This window comes from Mogibacterium sp. CM50, from assembly GCF_000293155.1.
GTDB lineage: Bacteria > Bacillota > Clostridia > Peptostreptococcales > Anaerovoracaceae > Mogibacterium > Mogibacterium timidum.
The window spans coordinates 69,687-87,913 of sequence record NZ_ALNL01000012.1; the positions used below are offsets into that span (position 1 = coordinate 69,687).

An 18,227-nucleotide genomic window follows, 5' to 3' on the forward strand; every position below is an offset into this window, starting at 1 on the left:
ATCGTACTATTTTTGCTCAACATTAACACTTCCTAGAATTCGCTTATCCAATCGATTAAGTTTATTTATTGTGGTTTTTGCATTCATATCTTCGTATTTATCGGATAAAACGAGGATAAACTTCCTAAATTCGTTTATTCTATTTATTGCACTTACATCTCCAACAATGCAGCCTATGTAGTCCGTATTCTGCCCTAGCTTTTCTATTACCTCCTTGAGAGCTGCGGAGTAATCAATATTAGAATCAAGCGTTACAAAGGCAACTCCTTCATTATCAATATCAAGTTGCTTAATATCGGCAACTAGAATATCAACTTCAGCATCATTCCCAATACATCCAAGAACCGGAATCCCGTGCTCCGATTCAATTGTAGCACCAATGTCACATTTCTGCTTTCTCAAATATCTGTAAACCGCAAAAATAATTGCAACGAGTGCACCAAATATGCCACCAACAACTCCCGATTTTATGCTTCGTTTAACATAATTTGTACTTGAAGACGTGTTCTGTGACGGTATTTGTAACGATCTCATAGTCTCGTTCACCTTGTCGCTTTCAAGTTTCAAATTCTCTAGATTAGTACGATACATTTTCTGCTTATTGTACAGAGACTGCTTTGCTGCTTCTCCTGATTTTACAACTGTTATGGAGAAGTCAACGCCTTGCAATCTACCATTCCTCTCAGTTTCAAGAAATCTAACAATGTTGTTTGCTACATCTTTAGCTTTATATCCTTTTACAGTATATACATAGACATTTCCTATAAATGTACCCTCTGATGCAACTTCATTATTCCCGCTCTCATTTGTGGAACCCGTATTAGGAATCTGCACAATATCCCATTTATATCTTTCAAGGGCACTTGTTGATTTCCCAAATAGATTATCGCTGTTAGCAGATAAAAGGACATTCTCCACAGTGTTATAGCGAGCCTTGTCGGTAGCCACAATCTTGATCCTGACACTTTCAGAAGAGAATGCATCTATTTTCATAATAGGATTCTCTCCAATCATGGCAATTAAGGACTTTTTTTCAGCATTAATTATGTTTAAGGTGTCTGTGAGGAGTTTGCTGTCCTTATTATATTCTTTCAGTTCTTTTTCGTAACTCCCTGAATTTGTTGTAGTAGTGGCAGTAGTTGCTTTATGTTGCTCTCGGTAATCTGAATATACTCTAAACCCACCTACAAAAATAGCGGATGCAATTACGATCACTCCGATCATTTTTTTATTCTCTTTAATGATCAATAATAACTCTTTCAACGATATCTTATTATCCATTAAATACCCCGAACACATCTTTCTTCTTCTACAAAATTCTCTCTTAAAACACTAGAATTTTTCTACAATATTGCCGTATTCATCTAATCTGCCAATAGTCCTGGCAGGAACTCCAGCAACTAACGTGTAATCCGGCACATCTTTTGTCACTACAGCACCGGCTGCTACCATAGCACATTTACCTACAGTATGACCGCACACGATTGTGGCATTTGCGCCGATGGATGCTCCTTCTTTGACAAGCGTTTTGCCGTAGTTCTCGGATCCCTTTGGGTAACGCGCTCTTGGAGTTAAGTCGTTTGTAAATACGCACGAAGGGCCACAGAAGACACCATCTTCAAGAGTAACACCCTCATATACAGATACATTGTTCTGAATCTTGACGCGATCACCAATATGTACATTATTTGCAACATTTACATTCTGTCCCAAAGAACAATTCTCTCCGATTTTTGCACCGCTCTGAACATGGCAAAAGTGCCATATTTTAGTGCCTTTGCCTATCTCGACATTATCATCAACATAGCTGCTTTCGTGTACAAAATATTCGCTCATTTTAAGCCTCCTCCATGATTACTTTTACAAGTTTTTCTGCGGCATCTCCCGCGCCATAGTAATTTGCTTTTTCCTTAGAAATAACGGTATTATTAACTTTATCAAGTATATCCGCTTCATCGATATGTGCTAGCGCATTGTGATTACCGTTAAGAGTTTCCACCCACTCGGTCTGTTCACGCAATGTTACGCACGGCGTGTTAAGAATGTACGCCTCTTTCTGAAGGCCGCCGGAATCAGTTACTACCTTAACTGAATTCTTTGTAAAATACAACATCTCAAGATATCCTATTGGTTCTACGCAAATTGTATTTTGCAAATGCTGCTCCTCGTTAATCTGCTCAATCATCTTACACGTCCTGGGATGAGCTGGAAGAATAACAGGAGCATCAAAACTCTCGAAGGCCTTGAGAACCGTCCTAACCTTTTCAACAGAGTCTGTGTTCTCAGCTCTATGAACAGTTGAAAGATACCAACGGTCTACTTTCTCTCTCTTACCAAATATATAATGGAGCTCTTCAAAGTACTGCTCTCTAGCCTTCTTGTCTATTTCTCGTGAGTAATACAGAACCGCATCACACATAACGTCACCGATTCTGTATATACCTTTTGTGATTCCCTCATTGGACAAATTCTCAATAGATGCATCTGTAGAACAAAACAGTAAATTTGAGATGTGGTCAGTCAATATCCTGTTTTGTTCCTCCGGCATAGCCATATTGAAGGATCTAAGGCCGGCCTCTACATGGATTACGGGTATATGTATCTTGGATGCTGCAAGCGCTCCCGCAAGTGTGGAATTCGTATCCCCATATACCATAAGGTAATCCGGGGCTTCCTTAATCAGGATGTCTTCTATTCCAACCAGCATCTCTGCCGTTTGCCTCGCATGCGATCCCGAGCCCACCCCTAAATTGTATTTAGGCTTTGGGATATGCAGTTCTTCAAAGAATAGTTCCGACATATTAGCATCATAATGCTGACCAGTATGAACAATCACTTCGTCGCAGTGTTGTTCCAGCTTGCGCGAAACAGCTGCTGCTTTAATAAATTGTGGTCTTGCTCCAATTACGGTCACTATCTTCATCACATGCACCTCTTTTGCTCAAATGCCTTTTCAAATTCACTTGCAATATTTTCATATGTATACTTACTTAGTACTGCTTCACGTCCGAGCATTCCCATCTTGTTCCGCTCATCTTCACTCATTGCCTGAATCTTTCTGATTGCAGCTTTTATCGCATCATTATCGCACGATTTTGTTATGATCCCGCATCCTGACTCACTCACTGGCGTTGATGGAGTTGTTATCGCCATTACGATTGGCTTTGCAGCCATCATGGAATCGAACATCTTGTTCATACAGATTCCGAATCTGTATAGCGGGGACTCAATTGTGCCTATGAATATCGCATCAAACTTGTCAATTATCGCCGGGATTATTCTCTTTTCTACAGGCGGCAAAAATGCTACGTTGTCTATCGCATTTTTCTTCGCATAACTTATTAGCTCATCCTTAAGCTTGCCCTTACCAACCATTACTAGATGAATATTTTCATCGTTTAGTTGTTTTGTCACATCTAGCAAATTGTGGAGCCCGTATGAAAGCTCGTGGCTTCCAAAATATCCGATAATGAATTTTCCTTCTGCCTTTAGCTTATCAAAAGCTTCTCGGTGCTCGCTCGGAACCTCTCTCGTAGTGTCCCACTCATTTATTACAACACCATTGGGTATATACCTGAAGTGATCAGGCTTCATCCCGTGTTCGGTCATATAATCCTTTGCATGAGGGAGAAGTGATACCACAACGTCTGATTTCTTGTATGCGTGATCCTCTGCAAACTGCATAGCGATTACAAATGGATTCTTTCTGCTCATTCCGCCCGCTTCGTAAAGTGTCAGCGGCCACATATCGTGAACCTCGTGTATGTACTTCGCACCGGCCAGCTTTGCAATTCGGTATGCCGGATACGAATCAAGCGGATAGGTAGATGATGAAATGACTACGTCCGGCTTGTAACGCTCAACTATTTTCTTCTTGTTCGCAGTAAGCGCCCTGCAGAAGTGATACATGCTTAAAGCTCTGGCTATACCGTTGCTATCATACTCGTCAGTCTTAATCCATACATACTTTACACCATCGATTTCTTGCTCTGTAAAGTTCTCACTTATAGCCGGGTTTGTCTTTCTAAGATGAGAAAAACTGCCTGCGATGATAGTCACATTATGTCCTTTTTTTGCCAGTTCTCTGGATATGTAATACGGCCTGAATTCCATTCCCATTTCAGGAGACCCTGCATAGTGATTAATCAGCAGAATGTTCAAGTTATCCTCCAATGTGCTCACGAGCATATGTGAACAAAAGTTTTAATTTTCGATTTTATCTCTACTCACTACTTCAGAACCGCCCCAATCGTTCTGAACATGGTTTTGAGTTCACCCCAAAAGCTGAAGTTTCGGAGAGCGTCAAGATTATACCTCATCTTATCCGGCAAAACCTTCTCTACATATACCTTGTCAGGCTCTTCGGCATTACCGATAAGCTCATTCTCGTCCTTGTACATTATGCTTGCTTCAGAAGTCACGCCAGCAGGCAATAGGAGCGTTGCGAGCATCTCTTCTGAATAACAATTAACATACCTTGGCACTTCTGGTCTTGTTCCTACAAAAGACATATCTCCAGTTATTATATTCAACAGTTGAGGCAGCTCATCTAAACGATACTTTCTAAGCTTATTGCCTATTCTCGTTACTCGGGGATCATTCTCCTTTGTAACCTGAGTTCCCAATTCCTCGGCATTTACTACCATTGTTCTGAATTTGAATATCCTGAACGCACGTCCATACGTTGTAATTCTCACCTGTCTAAAAAAAGCTGGCCCCGGATCATCAAGCTTGATAATGATTATTAAAACCAGAAGTATTGGTGATAAGATAATAGTCATTAGCAGTGAAATGGCAAAATCAAATATTCTTTTCGCTATCAACGAACCCTTCCTGGAATTGAGAATGTCGTAATAAACCTTTACTTCATCACTTTTCATATGTTCTGGCATATCACTCCACTTGCACAAAACCATTTACTTAATAAGTCCTCTCTTCTTAAGGATATCTGCAAAATTTTCAATAACATACGCATTCTGTTCGTCAGTCATTGTCGAGAACACTGGCAATGAAATCAGATTCTCATACTGATGATATGCATTTGGGTAATCCTTAATATCAAAACCTAAATTCTTGTAAGCCGTCATCATGGGTAGCGGTTTATAGTGCACGTTACATGCAATCCCACGCTCGGCCATATCCTGGATAACCGCATTTCTATCTTCTACCGAAGCGCCCGGAATTCTGACAAGATACAGGTGTCCCGTTGACGTCATCTCATCCGTATAATGATGCATAACCTTGAGTCCAAGCTTTTCAAGAGCATTTCTGTAGTTCTCGTTGAGTTCCCTACGCCTCTTGAGCAAGCCATCATATCTGTCTAGCTGGGCAATTCCAATAGCCGCATTGATATTTGTCATATTGCACTTGTATGCAGGATACATTACATCGTACTCCCATGCACCGGCTCTATTCTTAGATAGAGCATCCTTGGATTGTCCATGAAGCGAATACAACTGCAGCTCGTGGTACAGCTCTTCGTTGTTGATGCCCTCTATGCTTCTCCATGTTAGAGCTCCTCCTTCTGCAGTTGTCAGGTTCTTAACTGCATGGAACGAAAACGAGGTAAAATCGGCAATTGCACCAGCCTTAACTCCCTTTTTTACAGAACCGAAAGCATGTGCCCCATCGGAAACTACAGCTACTCTGCCGAGCGCGGCCTGTAGTTTATTAGTAGGCTTAAATAGACTCTTCTTAGACTCTACTATATCAAATAGGCTTTCATAGTCACATACAATTCCGCCTAGGTCGACAGGGATGATAGCCTTTGTATTTTCATTTATCGCCTCGGCAACCTTGTCATAGTCCATCTCGAACTGCTCCGGCGCTGAATCGACAATTACAAGCTCCGCACCCTTGTGTACAACCGGGCTCGCCGAAGCTGTGTATGTATAGGCCGGAACTATAACCTCATCACCCTCTCCTATTCCGAGCAGGTGAAGCGCTGCTTCTAGTGATGCTGTAGCCGATGAAAATGCAACGGCCTTGTCAACTCCGATAAACTCCGCTATTCTGCGCTCAAATTCTTTAACCTCAGGACCAGTTGTAATCCACCCTGACCTGAGTACGTCAACAACCCTGTTTATTTCTAACTCTGAAATATCTGGTGGTGAAAATGGTACCTTCATTTATTCCTCCTACCCACTCTAAGCAACCTCAATATTATACACTCTACTTTTTCGGTGTGTATGTTGGGACTATGTTTTTGATATATCTCTTGATATCATCTGGCTCATTTTCTACGTAATCTTTGAGCTCTTCAAGTCGCTCAATGAAATGCTCCTCATCAATAGCGATTGGGTGACCGATATGAATCATCTTGTTAGCGGTATCCTGCAGTCCCTCTTCATCCATTAGAAGTTCTTCAAATAATTTCTCTCCTGGTCTAAGTCCAACATATTTGATTTCGATATCAATCCCCGGTTTGAGACCGGACAATAGGATTAGGTTCCTTGCCAAATCATCGATTTTAACAGGCTTGCCCATATCTAGTACGAAAATCTCTCCACCATTTGCAAATGCACCTGCCTGCAACACGAGCGAAACAGCTTCAGGAATTGTCATAAAATATCTGATGATATCAGGGTGGGTGACTGTAACGGGCCCTCCCTCTGATATCTGCTGCTTGAACAGCGGTATAACACTTCCATGGCTTCCAAGCACGTTACCAAATCTAACTGCAACAAAATCAGTATCCGACATCTTGTTATAAGTCTGAACTATCATTTCGCACAGGCGTTTGGAAGCTCCCATAATATTTGTAGGATTCACGGCCTTATCTGTAGAAATAAGCACAAACTTATTAACCTTCCATTTATCACTTGCAAGCACCATCTTCCATGTTCCTAGAACATTGTTCTTAATTGCTTCATTTGGACTATCTTCCATAAGTGGAACGTGTTTATGTGCCGCTGCATGATAGACAATATCCGGTCGATACATCGCAAAAATATTATCAATTCGCTTTGTATTTCTCACAGACGCAATAAGCACAACAAGGTTGAGCTCAGGGAAATCCCTCTTAAGCTCGTTTTGCACTCCATATGTCGTGTTCTCATAAATATCAACCATGATCAATTGCTTTGGGTTATGGCTGGCTATTTGTCTACAAAGTTCACTACCAATGGAACCTCCAGCGCCAGTGACCATTATAACTTTATCGGACACGTATTCCATAATTCCATCGATATCTACTTCAATTGGATCTCTACCCAACAAATCATTAACATCTACATGCTTAAGCTGTGATACGCTAACATCGCCACGAATAATCTGATAAATTCCTGGAACTATCATCATCTCGCAACCGGTCTGCTTACAAATGTCCAGTATTCTTTTCTTTTCTTCACCTGAAACCGAAGGCATAGCAATCAAAATCTGATTGATTGAATATCTCTCTGCTAATGCCTCAATATCATTTGTAGTACCAGCTATGCGAACACCGTACATTCTCTTTCCAGTCTTTGATTCGTCGTCATCTACAAGACAAATTATCTTCTTCTTGAGACTTGGATTTGCTTTGATTTCCTTAATTAGCCCAGCACCTGCAGCCCCTGCACCAACAATCATAGCCCGCTTGGCCTGCCCAGAACTGTTCCCTATACCTTTAAGCTCTCTGGCAGCCCTCGCAACAAACCTTATAAAAAAAGTTGTTGCAAATAAAAATCCACCGGAAAGCAAATAGAAGCTTCTCGGCATACCGTAGTTGTCGTGTTCAAGAAAAGCGAATATAAAGGTGACCATAAGAGTGTAAAGTATAGTCGCTACAAGTACATTTAGCATGTCCCTGATACCCACATAAGACCATAGACTGGAATACATATGACACCCTGCAAATATAACAATTGCCAAAGCCATTACTACGAGCTGATGTCCCTTGAACATCTGCCAATAGGTCCCCATCGGTTCACTTGTAGAAAAATCAAATCTTATAAACAGTGCTAGAAAAGACGAGGTCTCGATTGCCGCTAAGTCGCACACAATAAGTAAACATGTCTTTATAAGGGATGCTTTATCAAAATTTAATTTGCTTCTATTAATCATATTCATGCCTGCTTTCTTGAAAGTCATCATGCATATATTCTTCGTAGAGCGCATACCACGCTGAATTATCATATAATTATACTCGTAAAATCCACGATAGTCAAAGAAACGGCATGATACAATCTATAAGCACTAGCTAAAACAGCATCTTCTCTAAACTAGAAAAGGTGCTGTTTTATATGACTGTATATCGCAAATCTCATCTAAAATACAGTCGTGCGGTATTAACACTGCACAGGATGTGGTTAACCGCTCAATATGTACTATGTAGAAATATTTACTTGAGGAAAATCATCAATACAATCTGTACGACAATTAAAACAAGCGCAATTGGAATTTGCTGCTTTATTACGCCCCACTTATCTTTCATCTCAAGCATAGCAACCGGTACGATATTGAAGTTTGCCGCCATTGGAGTGCATAGTGTTCCGCAATATCCGCAGGTCAGCCCCAGCATGCCTATAACTACCGGATTTGCTCCATACTGCAACACGAAAGGGGCTCCAATTCCCACTGTTATAACCGTGATTGCTGCAAATCCATTTCCCATAATCATAGTAAAAATCATCATTGCAAGAGCATACACTATAATTCCAACTGTCATATTTCCGGCAGGAATTACATTTCCGACAAGCTTCGCAATAACCTGCCCTACTCCGGCGGCTGTAAATATTGCCCCCAAGCTTGCAAGAAGCATAGGTAGCATACTCAACGGTCCTACCATTGATAGCATCCTGGCGCTATCATCGAGGAACACTTTTGGAGTATTAGACTTTGAATTAAATGCTATCAATAAGATAACTGCTACAAATACGCCTACGCCACATCCAACTAGAGCGCCCAACTTTGTAAACACTGCGAATACAAGTGCGAAGAAGCCAATTGAAAACGCCGGAACAAAAACTTTCATTCCTATTGCGGCAAAATTCTGCCTTGTCTCCTCTTCTGACGGTCCCTTATCCGAGCCCGGTTTTACACGCTTTACAATTGCAGGTATAGCCATCGCAATTATAAGTGCTCCGGTGAATTTAGGCGGAATCCACCTGCCAAGAGCCAGAACAACACCCAAAATCCCCCAGAATACTGCTGTTCCAATAGGTGCTGCATTGTTTTTGTCTTTAAAGTTTTTAACGGAAGTATAAAGGCACAAAAGACCAATTATTATGTAAATAACTTCTAGAATCTTTTCTGCAGGTGTCACTGTCTGTGATGTGAAGAACGACATACTTACACCTCCTTATCATTTCCATAATATTTTTTATATAGCTTCTTCTCGTGATATATGTAATATATCGCTCCAACAACAACTGCAATTATGCCGACTGGAATTTCTACAATCGCTAGGTCGAGTAGTTCAACCTTATATCCGAGTTGCTTTAACGTAGATTGAACAAGTAAGCCTCCAGCGCCGCCTACAAAGAGCACCTGACAGAAGAACCAAGAGATGTTTTCCATACCTGAAGCCATACCCTTAACCTTGTCCATATACTCTTCGTTTGGTTCCTTACCTTTTGCTTCAATAGCTCCGTAGCACATTGGCATGATAATAGGTCTCACAAACCCGGCAACTCCACCGAGACTTACATTAAATACTGCTAGTATTCCTCTTAACACTCCATATACGGCAATAACCTTTCCCGATGTACTGTTCCGCGTTTTCTGAATCAGTTTTGTCGCAGCCTCCTTTAAACCACTTCTTTCCAGCGTACCAACAGCTAGATAAATCAAAATAAAGATTGCCATAGCTCGATTAGACACAAAGGATGTTCCTAGGGTTTCTAGAAGCCCTCCTATACCCAATCCTCCAATCAGGGCGGTTACTACAGAAGCGAGGACTACAATTAATATGGAGTCCAGCTTCATAGCAAATCCTACGATTACAATGAGTACGCCGATTAATACTAAATAGTTCATAAACCCCTCCATTTCTGATTGTTCTCTAAAATATCAATCTTTTTTTACACTTCCTGCATTATAAATAACAGGTCTCAGCCGTTTCATCGATAAGACAACTTGTCCGTTTTGCACCTCCAATCTTTTATCAAAAATTGCCTTACTCTTATTTAGAAGATCTATGATACCCAAATCCTGCAATAAATGAGTGCTTGCGCAGAACTCAAGCATATCACCATGAACCGTCTCATCCGTTACCTCGGAAACATAGGCAGCAGCAGTAATCCACGGAACTTTAATTGATAAATAGTTTGAAGTCCCATTTAACGATGTCGGATTCCAGGCATTAATCATGTTACCTTCCAACTTTGTCTGGAACATTTTAGGCATCCATGCTGCTGCATATTTTTGGAATCTATCAATTCGTTCAATGTTTCCTTCCCTTATACGAGGTTCCTTCCCCACCCATTCGGACACAGCATCCGCAATATGATGATTCAATTCAATATTCCATTCAAACCTTGAATCATCCGGGATTACAAAATAGCTGTATAGCAGTGCCCTGGGCAACCAAAATCCTTTAAAGCTTGGTGAAGCATATCCCGAATATTGTTGATCCCATTCATGTGTAGGAACTCCATGGTTATCAACTACAACATCCGGCAATGATTTCCACCAGGCATTGGTGAAAGCATTCGCTTCAGTATGTATGGTCTCATAATTGAAGTATTCGTAATAGAACTCCTTGCCGATTGAACTAAATCTTGCCGTATGGAGCTTCCAGAGAGGATTAACCTTCTGCAGCTCATAGTGTATCTGAGCTCCATCAACATTTTCTAGAGGAATAAATATCAGATTTAAATTCTTCCTATATTCCTCATACTCAGGATTGCTTAATAACTCCTTAATAAGCATTAAAGTGCTATTTGTACTCGACACTTCATTGGCATGATGCCTAGCATTTATCATTTCAGAAGGTTGCTTGGATATCAGCTTAACCCTTGATATATATCCATCACGCTGTGGGGTAATCTGTATACCATAAATCCTTCTTCCTTGATAACTCCTTGACAGGGGGATAACTTTCAGCCCGCGAACACGCTTTAGCGATTGTATTATTTCTTCGAACATTGCCGGGCTTATAACCTCATCAACATGGAGATTTACATCGCAAATTGATATGTCCTTTGTTTTCTGAACCCTGTTACCAACGTCCGCCGTCGCAATTAGCTGATTTTCGCAGTAAAAATCTATACTCGCGTCATCCTCAAAGATCTCACTTGTCTCAAGTACACCCGCTGATAGCAGCTCTGCATATGAGTTGATAAATTTATCAACCATATCAAACGACACATAACCGGATTTTCGTATTACTTCCACTGCAACATTAAACCTACCCGCATCTGAATATGATAACGATTTGATAAATATTTCAATATCTCCATTTTTAAACTGCGGTATTATGTTCAAATCCTCACCCATGATTGATGGTAAATCAGACACTTGATCGTATAATGCGTATGAAAATTCCGGCTTTCCCTCTTTTTTCTCGATCTCCGGCAATATGAGCCCAGGTGCATCCAGTGGCTTCACACCGACCGAAATGCCCAACATCTTGAAATAATCAGCTCCAACAAAATAAATATCTTCATGCATTGCATCTATAGATGTAATCATGTCATCTCTATATGGAAGCTCGTAATCAGGCTCACTTACTTTTATTTTTAGATTCAAACATCCAAAATAAGGTTGCTGTTCCGGATTCGGATGCCCGCCGCTTCTCTCCATGACAACTCTACCTACCTCCGGTAGTATGTCACGCTGATATATGTTCCAAATCTTGGTCAGATCCGTTTCAAAAGTTTCGTTCAAAACGGCCTTGTCATTGACCGTAGCATATACATAGGCCGATGCCGGATGCACCTTTCCCATGTCAGGAAACTCTTCAATATATGGCCGCTCATAATATCTGGCCAGGTAAGAATTCTGATATATTTCCTCTCCATTTTCATTCAGCGCAGTTACCTCATATGTTATATTCTCATCACCCTTATAGATTTCAAATTTAACGCACTCTCTATGAATATTAAGCGCATCAGATATTACATCATCAATTGGATACAGTTCCTGCAAATTTCTAATCGGAATATCCCGCCACTTTTCCGGATCGTTGTCATATATGTTCCCATAGTTAGGAGCAATTCCCGATTCATCATTCCATTCGTCAGAGTCGCTTGCAAGCATCGGTTTGAAATATATCGTTATCTCTTGCAGCTTCTTTAATTTTCTCAAGTCGGGAATAACGAAATCATTAATCCAACTGAAGCCTTGCTTATACGAGCATATAATTTGGCATTTGTCTACGCTGACTCCGTGATTTTTAAGCTCTGCGCATATTTTATCGTTGAGCTTATCTCGTGCTTTCTTATCCTCACTAACTGCACATTGTAAACTTACGGAATCCCCTAAATGAACAATTGGCAAGAGTTTTTCTCTGATAATAGCTTTTAAATCTTCAACCTCCCATGTGATGTCGTACGTTTTCTCTCTTTTGATTGTTCTTCTCTTATAGTTATCAAACTTCGCATTCGGGAAAATCTTTTCAATAAGGTCCCTTTTCTCTTCATATTCCGGTGAAAAAACGCATGTTACATTATCATTCTTTGCAAAAGCATTTAAATACGCAAGTTGTCCATCTACATCATTCATTGTGAACGAGTTAATTATGCGTAAAATAAAGCTCTGCCAATCCGCTCCTTCCCCCAGATTTGGATATTTATTGCAAAGCCTTGAGATTCTATCGACCAGCAAATTCCCGTCTCCACAGATTTCTAAGATATTGCTTGCAGATTGAAATTCGCAATTGTTTTTCCTTTTGAGATAGACTCCAAATCCAGCCCCTGTGACAAACCTGATTAACGTATATTCTCGATGGGTGTCATCATCTGGGCAGGTTGTGAACGGCAGCACGGCTTGTGTCATTTCCATCCCGAATCTATACGCAAGGTTAATAGCAGCCTCGAGCATTTTACTTGTCATTGAAGCATTAATCAAAATCTTGGCAGTAATCGAGTCAGGCAATAAATCATTATCCATATCATTAAGAAATAACCCTGCATCGAAAAGTGCTTCAAGCCCTTGCACTTGTCTAAAGTCTCTATCCTTCCACTCCTTTGCGTATTGGCTTGCAGATTCATATCCTCGAGGAGTAACAACCTCTCTTTCTGTAATTTCCGTCTCAGCCTGAAATATTTCAGCAACCTCTTTTAGAGTATCATTGTATTTATCGGGTTCAGGAACTGCAACTTCAATAATTGAACCATGGACAGCAACCTCTTGGCCTATATTTTTGACAATCTTTATGGTATTTTTGCCGCTATTTACAGTTGTGACAGGGAAGGTACTTGAAATTGTATAAAATCCCAAAATAAATCCAATATCAACTAAAATCCTTTGCTCAATTACGGTTAAATCCGAATTCACATAAATCTTATAATTATCCAGCTCCATCAAATTCACCTTCTTTGTATGCCTACATGGATTCAACTGTCGTTTTTATTGCCACTTTGAGGACATCAGCAATGTCCTGAACTTTCATATACGGTATTTGCTTTTTAGTTACAGCCTGTTCAGCCGCATAAGGTACGTGAATAAATCCGGCTTTTATCTTTAAGCCCTTTGTTGCTACGTAATGCAACACGTTGTACATTACGGAGTTGCATACGTATGTTCCCGCTGTATAAGACATCTCACATGGTATAGATAGGGCATTCGTTTCTTTTACGATTTCGACAACCGGAAGTGTTGCAAAGTACGCATCAGGGCCGTCATCCTTAACCTTTACATCATGTGGTGAATACTCTGCATTGTCCGGAACCCTTGCATCTTCACAGTTTATTGCTACCTTTTCCACAGTAACACATGACCTTCCTCCGGCTTGCCCGACATTAATCACAACATCAGGACTGAAGTTATCTATTGCGCGGCAAACCATATCTCTGCTGCGAACAAACTCAGTTGGAATTTCAAGTTTTACAATCTCGGCACCGCTTATTTCATCCGGTAGCATTTTTACAGCCTCATATGCAGGATTAACACTTTCTCCACCGAATGGATCAAACCCGGTAATTAAAACTTTCATTTCTACCTCCCATTGCAAAAGTAAATCTAATGATAGCTTCTAATATAGTGGAAATTCCGGTAATGTGATTTCTCCCCTTTTCATTACCAATCGATTGTCAAAATATATATCCGGTTTCCATGAGACAAGGTCAAAGTGCCCACTTGCCCTTTGCTTGCCTCCAAGAGCTATATTCCTTCCAAGGCCAATATGAAAAGTCCCATATGTAGATTCATCTTCTATGTAACATCTACCACTACATTTAGAAAATGTATTCAGTCCTATGCCAAGTTCTCCAGCTACATAGATACGCGGCTCCTCATAGCCTCGCATGTACTTAGCAAGTTTGACTCCGGTTGAGGTATTCTCAATTGAGACAACCCTTCCTCTTGAAAAAGTCACTTTTGTCGGTACTTCTGCTCTACCGATATACCCAAGAGATCCATCAACTATCATTATCCCTTCAGTCTTGTTTTCTATGACAGGTATGTATACCTCTATGCTAGCTGATGAAAAGCCTCTCCCATCTCTAACATCACCATTGAAAAACCCTGGGCTTCTTCCGGACATATCAAATCTAAGATCTGTGCCTGCAGCTGTTGTTACATTCACTAATGACGAATGCTTGATGTAATCCATAATCACACTTGCCATTAGCCTGCTTTTGTTCGTATCCATTTGTAGAAAATCATACGTGAGCATTGATTTTCCATCATTTGTTGAAAGCGGAAGCGACAGAAATCGCTTTTTGCACTTCATTGCTCTTTGTGCCGCGCGAGTAGTTACAAGAGAATAATCAGTTGCAGCTATAATCGCAGTGTAATTATCAAAAATCTGTTCATTCTTATCGAATAAAATACCTACATGCATATCCTCAACATCAACCGAAAGCATATCTACACTTGGGCATAAAAGCGAGCATTGTTCACGAATCACTTCTGCATCATCCTTGTGCTTCCTACCCGTTATAATAACCACTCGATCATCATTCTGAATTTTCATCCATTCTTGTGCGATTATTCTTGCACCTTCATGCGTGCTTTGCATCTTCTCACCTCAATATGCACTTACTAAAGCATTGATATTTAAACGCTTTCCGTTACAGAATATGAGTATGTTCCGTACTTTGGTCTGTTTTCAAAATTCTACAACGCGTCACCCTGCTTTGTCAATTATGCTAACAACTATTAAATTTATTTATATGTCTTAACAATGCATTTGTTAGAGTATAGAATAATGTTTGGACGAATTTACGCTAGCTGAATGTGTGCAAGAGGAGAGGATTTATTATGCCTAAAAAAAGCAACAAGACAAAGGAACGTATAATACATTCATCTTGGGAATTGTTCCAAAAGTATGGATATGATAATACAACTTTAAACGATATACTTGAGGCCTCTAAAACATCACGAGGCGGATTTTACCATCACTTTAAAGGAAAAGAAGATTTGCTGTTCTCTTTGGCGTATTACTTTGACAATGATTATTCAGATTGGCTTGAAAAAATCGACCCCGGGATGAACAGTGTTGATAAACTATGCGAATTTGACATTTTTGTCTATAAAAATCTCGAAGAATCAAAATTCCGACCATTCCTTCAGCAACTATATGGTTACGAGGTAATGACAGACGGCACAAGATATATATTAGCTGAAAATCGTCCCTATTTTCAGCTAATACTTTCGTTAATAAAAGAAGGTAGAAAGCGCGGGCAAATTATCGAAAAATCATCCGCATTATCTCTCGCTCGTCGTTTTGCGGCAATTCAGAGAGGGATGACTTATAACTGGTTGCTGGAAGATTGTAGATATTCGCTCACAGACGAAGCACACGGAATATCAACGATTTATCTCGATTCATTGAGAAAATAATGTTATCCTGGCTCCTGTTTCCGAATCACTCACACTGCCGTCTCTTGCCTTCTTCATCAAAATTCAGCTTCAGTGCATGCTCTGTTATAAACGTCGACAACACCATCACTGCTATCTGTGCACCAACCATGATGACACACGTCGTTGCGACATTATCATCGCTGTAGCCGCGTACGCAGAAACAGACTGCCAAAGTCAATGCTAAAAGCCCACAGCCAAGCTTGGCCCACAGTCTTACGGTATACTCCTGTGCGAACATTCACGTATCCATATTCTTCATTGATCGCTTGGTTCTGTAACCGTAAGCGACATTAATATTCTTGGCCGGGAACTTCCATACCAGCAATCCTGATAAAGCCATCAGCACCGGCACAACTAGAGCTCCAGCTATAGCAGTTATCTGTAATATCATAGTTCATGTCTCCAACCCCAAATACCTAAACACCTGTGCATTGAGTATTCCCGTTCGTTGTTTAGTGTACACACAACAATCTGTTGTTAGGTTGTTAGAAAGTTAGATCTAAACTGAGTCTAACGTATGTACCTTGAAACATTGATAGCAAAACTCGCACAAAGGAAAGTCCGGTGAGGCGATCCACATTCATAGCGATAATAGACAGTATGGCGCCAATGATGAGTGTGCCAGAATTACGCTCTGATGAATTCTCTTCAGTATCTCCCTCTGAAGATGATCCATTTGGATCATTGTCATCATCCGTAATATTGTACTCAAGGATCATGTCATTGATGACTCCGGTTTAATCAGGTTCACGGTTTTGAGCCGTTTTTACAACATTTCCTTGCACCTGCATTATACTACAGATGAGCAAACTGCAGTACTTTCAATGAGCTAAGCTGCATTTAACAATGCTTCGGCATGCGTGAACACTCACTATTTAACAGTTTCTTAATCACTATAATTCCTCTCTACAATATTAATATTTTGTTACAACTATTTTTCATTACCTACAAACTCAAAGTACCCATCCTTCCAACAAACATAATTATTGTACGATTTACTACCATAATATTTAACGCCTTCAACCCCAACTACCTGGCAACAATCAGAAACGAAGCATGGAATTAAATACTCTCTTGGCATTTTATCGGTAATTGAATCAATTGGATACCTTAAATACTTTAAAAAATGCTTCCTTTCCTCATCGTATTGATAGATCCAGTATAACAATAGGGTTAACCGGCTTAATTTTAATTGTTTGAATTTCCTGTTCATTTTTAAGATGTTTTCTTACTTCTTCAATAGCTCCATGCTGTGTATTTGCAAAATAATAATGGGATCTTCCAGGATGATTGTACCTTCCAGGTCCAGTTACACCTACCGGAGCCTTTAACATCTGAGCACTGACATATGGAGCCACGCCGCTATATCGGGCTCTTGAATGGTAATAAAAATCTTCATCAAACCCAATTTTATTGGGCGATGATGAAGATTTACATATATTTCTTATCACTTCCATTATTTTTTTGCCAGCAGAATGAGTACTCCCCAGAGTAGGAGTTCTAAATAAATGATCCATAAAATCCATTAATTCTATTTCTTCTACAAATTCATCCTCCTCATTTCCATTATATTCAGCATTCTCATTTGATATTTTTTTCATGCTATCAAAGGTCTCCGTTTAGGATTATTTAATCTCACATTCTTTCAATATTTTATCTACAATTTCCCAAACTGAAAGCGACGGATTTTCCTTATAGAAACTGTACTCTTTATACTGCTGAAGCCTATATCCGCTTTTTTCATTTCTCTTCATAATGGCTTCAGCCCTTTTCACCGCAGAAATCACATCCTCAATGGTAAGTTTTTTCAGGATTCTCTTAAAGTCATTCTCTCGCTTATATTCCTGTAAATCTTCAAACTTCTCATCATAGGCTTTGTTTAACTCTGGAAGATACTGCTTGCGATGAGTTTTAGCTCCGTTACAATCCGTTTTATGCAAAATTATCCATAACTCAAAAGTAAAATTACTATAGCCCAACTTGTACTTAATATCTTTGCCAAGCTGCTCTGCATCGCTCATACGATCTAAAGTTTCTTGAAATTGCTTTACATGAACATCATCCTCACTCTCTCTGTCAAAGACATGGGTTATCTCTGTCGATTCTAAAAGAGTCATACCTTTTACCCGTGTAAGAGGATTTTTTTGGATTTTAGAGTCAAGTTTTACATTGTATTTTGACTCCGTAATAGAATTTATCGTCTTCTGTAGCCAATCCAAATACCACTTTTCAGTTTCACCTTCTACCGAAAAATAATATTTTTTCGTCTCTTTTCTCAT

Annotated in this window: 17 protein-coding genes; 1 reads left to right on the forward strand and 16 read right to left on the reverse strand. The window is 40.0% G+C overall.

The features are described 5' to 3' along the window. Positions 1-6: 6 nt before the first annotated feature. From HMPREF1152_RS01570 to HMPREF1152_RS01625, 12 genes are all read right to left on the reverse strand, one after another. Positions 7-1,281 (reverse strand): hypothetical protein, encoded by a 1,275-nt coding sequence (locus tag HMPREF1152_RS01570; protein ID WP_156791932.1) that lies wholly within the window; start codon positions 1,279-1,281, stop codon positions 7-9. 51 nt (positions 1,282-1,332) lie between these two features. Beyond that, positions 1,333-1,836 (reverse strand): acyltransferase, encoded by a 504-nt coding sequence (locus tag HMPREF1152_RS01575; RefSeq protein WP_009643462.1) that lies wholly within the window; start codon positions 1,834-1,836, stop codon positions 1,333-1,335. A gap of 1 nt (position 1,837) precedes the next feature. Next, positions 1,838-2,923: a non-hydrolyzing UDP-N-acetylglucosamine 2-epimerase gene (wecB, locus tag HMPREF1152_RS01580; protein WP_009643472.1), complete on the reverse strand. Its 1,086-nt coding sequence runs from the start codon at positions 2,921-2,923 to the stop codon at positions 1,838-1,840. Then, a complete protein-coding gene (locus HMPREF1152_RS01585; RefSeq protein WP_009643415.1) occupies positions 2,923-4,161 on the reverse strand; it encodes a glycosyltransferase family 4 protein in 1,239 nt (412 codons plus the stop codon). Before HMPREF1152_RS01585 ends, wecB begins: the two co-directional genes overlap by 1 nt. 68 nt (positions 4,162-4,229) lie before the next feature. Continuing rightward, complete coding sequence (locus HMPREF1152_RS01590; RefSeq protein WP_009643436.1) at positions 4,230-4,892, reverse strand: sugar transferase; 663 nt, start codon at positions 4,890-4,892, stop codon at positions 4,230-4,232. Between the two features lie 24 nt (positions 4,893-4,916). Continuing rightward, the gene (locus HMPREF1152_RS01595; RefSeq protein WP_009643412.1) at positions 4,917-6,128 is read right to left on the reverse strand and encodes a DegT/DnrJ/EryC1/StrS family aminotransferase; all 1,212 of its coding nucleotides are present in this window, start codon (positions 6,126-6,128) and stop codon (positions 4,917-4,919) included. A gap of 43 nt (positions 6,129-6,171) precedes the next feature. Then, the gene (locus HMPREF1152_RS01600; protein WP_050992602.1) at positions 6,172-8,043 is read right to left on the reverse strand and encodes a polysaccharide biosynthesis protein; all 1,872 of its coding nucleotides are present in this window, start codon (positions 8,041-8,043) and stop codon (positions 6,172-6,174) included. Positions 8,044-8,320: 277 nt separating this feature from the next. Beyond that, complete coding sequence (locus tag HMPREF1152_RS01605) at positions 8,321-9,268, reverse strand: DUF979 domain-containing protein (protein ID WP_009643455.1); 948 nt, start codon at positions 9,266-9,268, stop codon at positions 8,321-8,323. Positions 9,269-9,270: 2 nt separating this feature from the next. Then, positions 9,271-9,957: a 5-oxoproline transporter, DUF969 family subunit gene (locus tag HMPREF1152_RS01610; protein WP_009643360.1), complete on the reverse strand. Its 687-nt coding sequence runs from the start codon at positions 9,955-9,957 to the stop codon at positions 9,271-9,273. Between the two features lie 33 nt (positions 9,958-9,990). Beyond that, the gene (locus HMPREF1152_RS01615) at positions 9,991-13,446 is read right to left on the reverse strand and encodes a M14 family metallopeptidase (RefSeq protein WP_009643342.1); all 3,456 of its coding nucleotides are present in this window, start codon (positions 13,444-13,446) and stop codon (positions 9,991-9,993) included. A 22-nt stretch (positions 13,447-13,468) separates the two neighbouring features. Continuing rightward, positions 13,469-14,077, reverse strand: a complete 609-nt coding sequence (pcp, locus tag HMPREF1152_RS01620) for a pyroglutamyl-peptidase I (protein WP_009643437.1) — start codon at positions 14,075-14,077, stop codon at positions 13,469-13,471. A 39-nt stretch (positions 14,078-14,116) separates the two neighbouring features. Next, positions 14,117-15,058 carry a peptidase gene (locus HMPREF1152_RS01625; protein WP_242822260.1) on the reverse strand — a complete coding sequence of 314 codons (942 nt, stop codon included), beginning with the start codon at positions 15,056-15,058 and terminating at the stop codon, positions 14,117-14,119. Positions 15,059-15,345: 287 nt separating this feature from the next. Between HMPREF1152_RS01625 and HMPREF1152_RS01630 the strand changes: the two genes are divergently transcribed. Then, on the forward strand, positions 15,346-15,927 hold the full coding sequence (locus HMPREF1152_RS01630; RefSeq protein ID WP_009643452.1) for a TetR/AcrR family transcriptional regulator: 582 nt from the start codon (positions 15,346-15,348) through the stop codon (positions 15,925-15,927). A 25-nt stretch (positions 15,928-15,952) separates the two neighbouring features. On the opposite strand, the gene HMPREF1152_RS08870 is transcribed toward HMPREF1152_RS01630, so the two are convergent. The 4 genes from HMPREF1152_RS08870 to HMPREF1152_RS01650 form a co-directional block, all read right to left on the reverse strand. Then, positions 15,953-16,186 carry a hypothetical protein gene (locus tag HMPREF1152_RS08870; RefSeq protein WP_009643467.1) on the reverse strand — a complete coding sequence of 78 codons (234 nt, stop codon included), beginning with the start codon at positions 16,184-16,186 and terminating at the stop codon, positions 15,953-15,955. Further along, positions 16,187-16,339 (reverse strand): hypothetical protein, encoded by a 153-nt coding sequence (locus HMPREF1152_RS09500; RefSeq protein ID WP_009643361.1) that lies wholly within the window; start codon positions 16,337-16,339, stop codon positions 16,187-16,189. It lies immediately after the preceding gene. A 748-nt stretch (positions 16,340-17,087) separates the two neighbouring features. Next, complete coding sequence (locus HMPREF1152_RS01645) at positions 17,088-17,549, reverse strand: RES domain-containing protein (protein ID WP_009643350.1); 462 nt, start codon at positions 17,547-17,549, stop codon at positions 17,088-17,090. A gap of 24 nt (positions 17,550-17,573) precedes the next feature. Next, positions 17,574-18,227, reverse strand: a complete 654-nt coding sequence (locus HMPREF1152_RS01650; protein ID WP_009643387.1) for an RloB family protein — start codon at positions 18,225-18,227, stop codon at positions 17,574-17,576.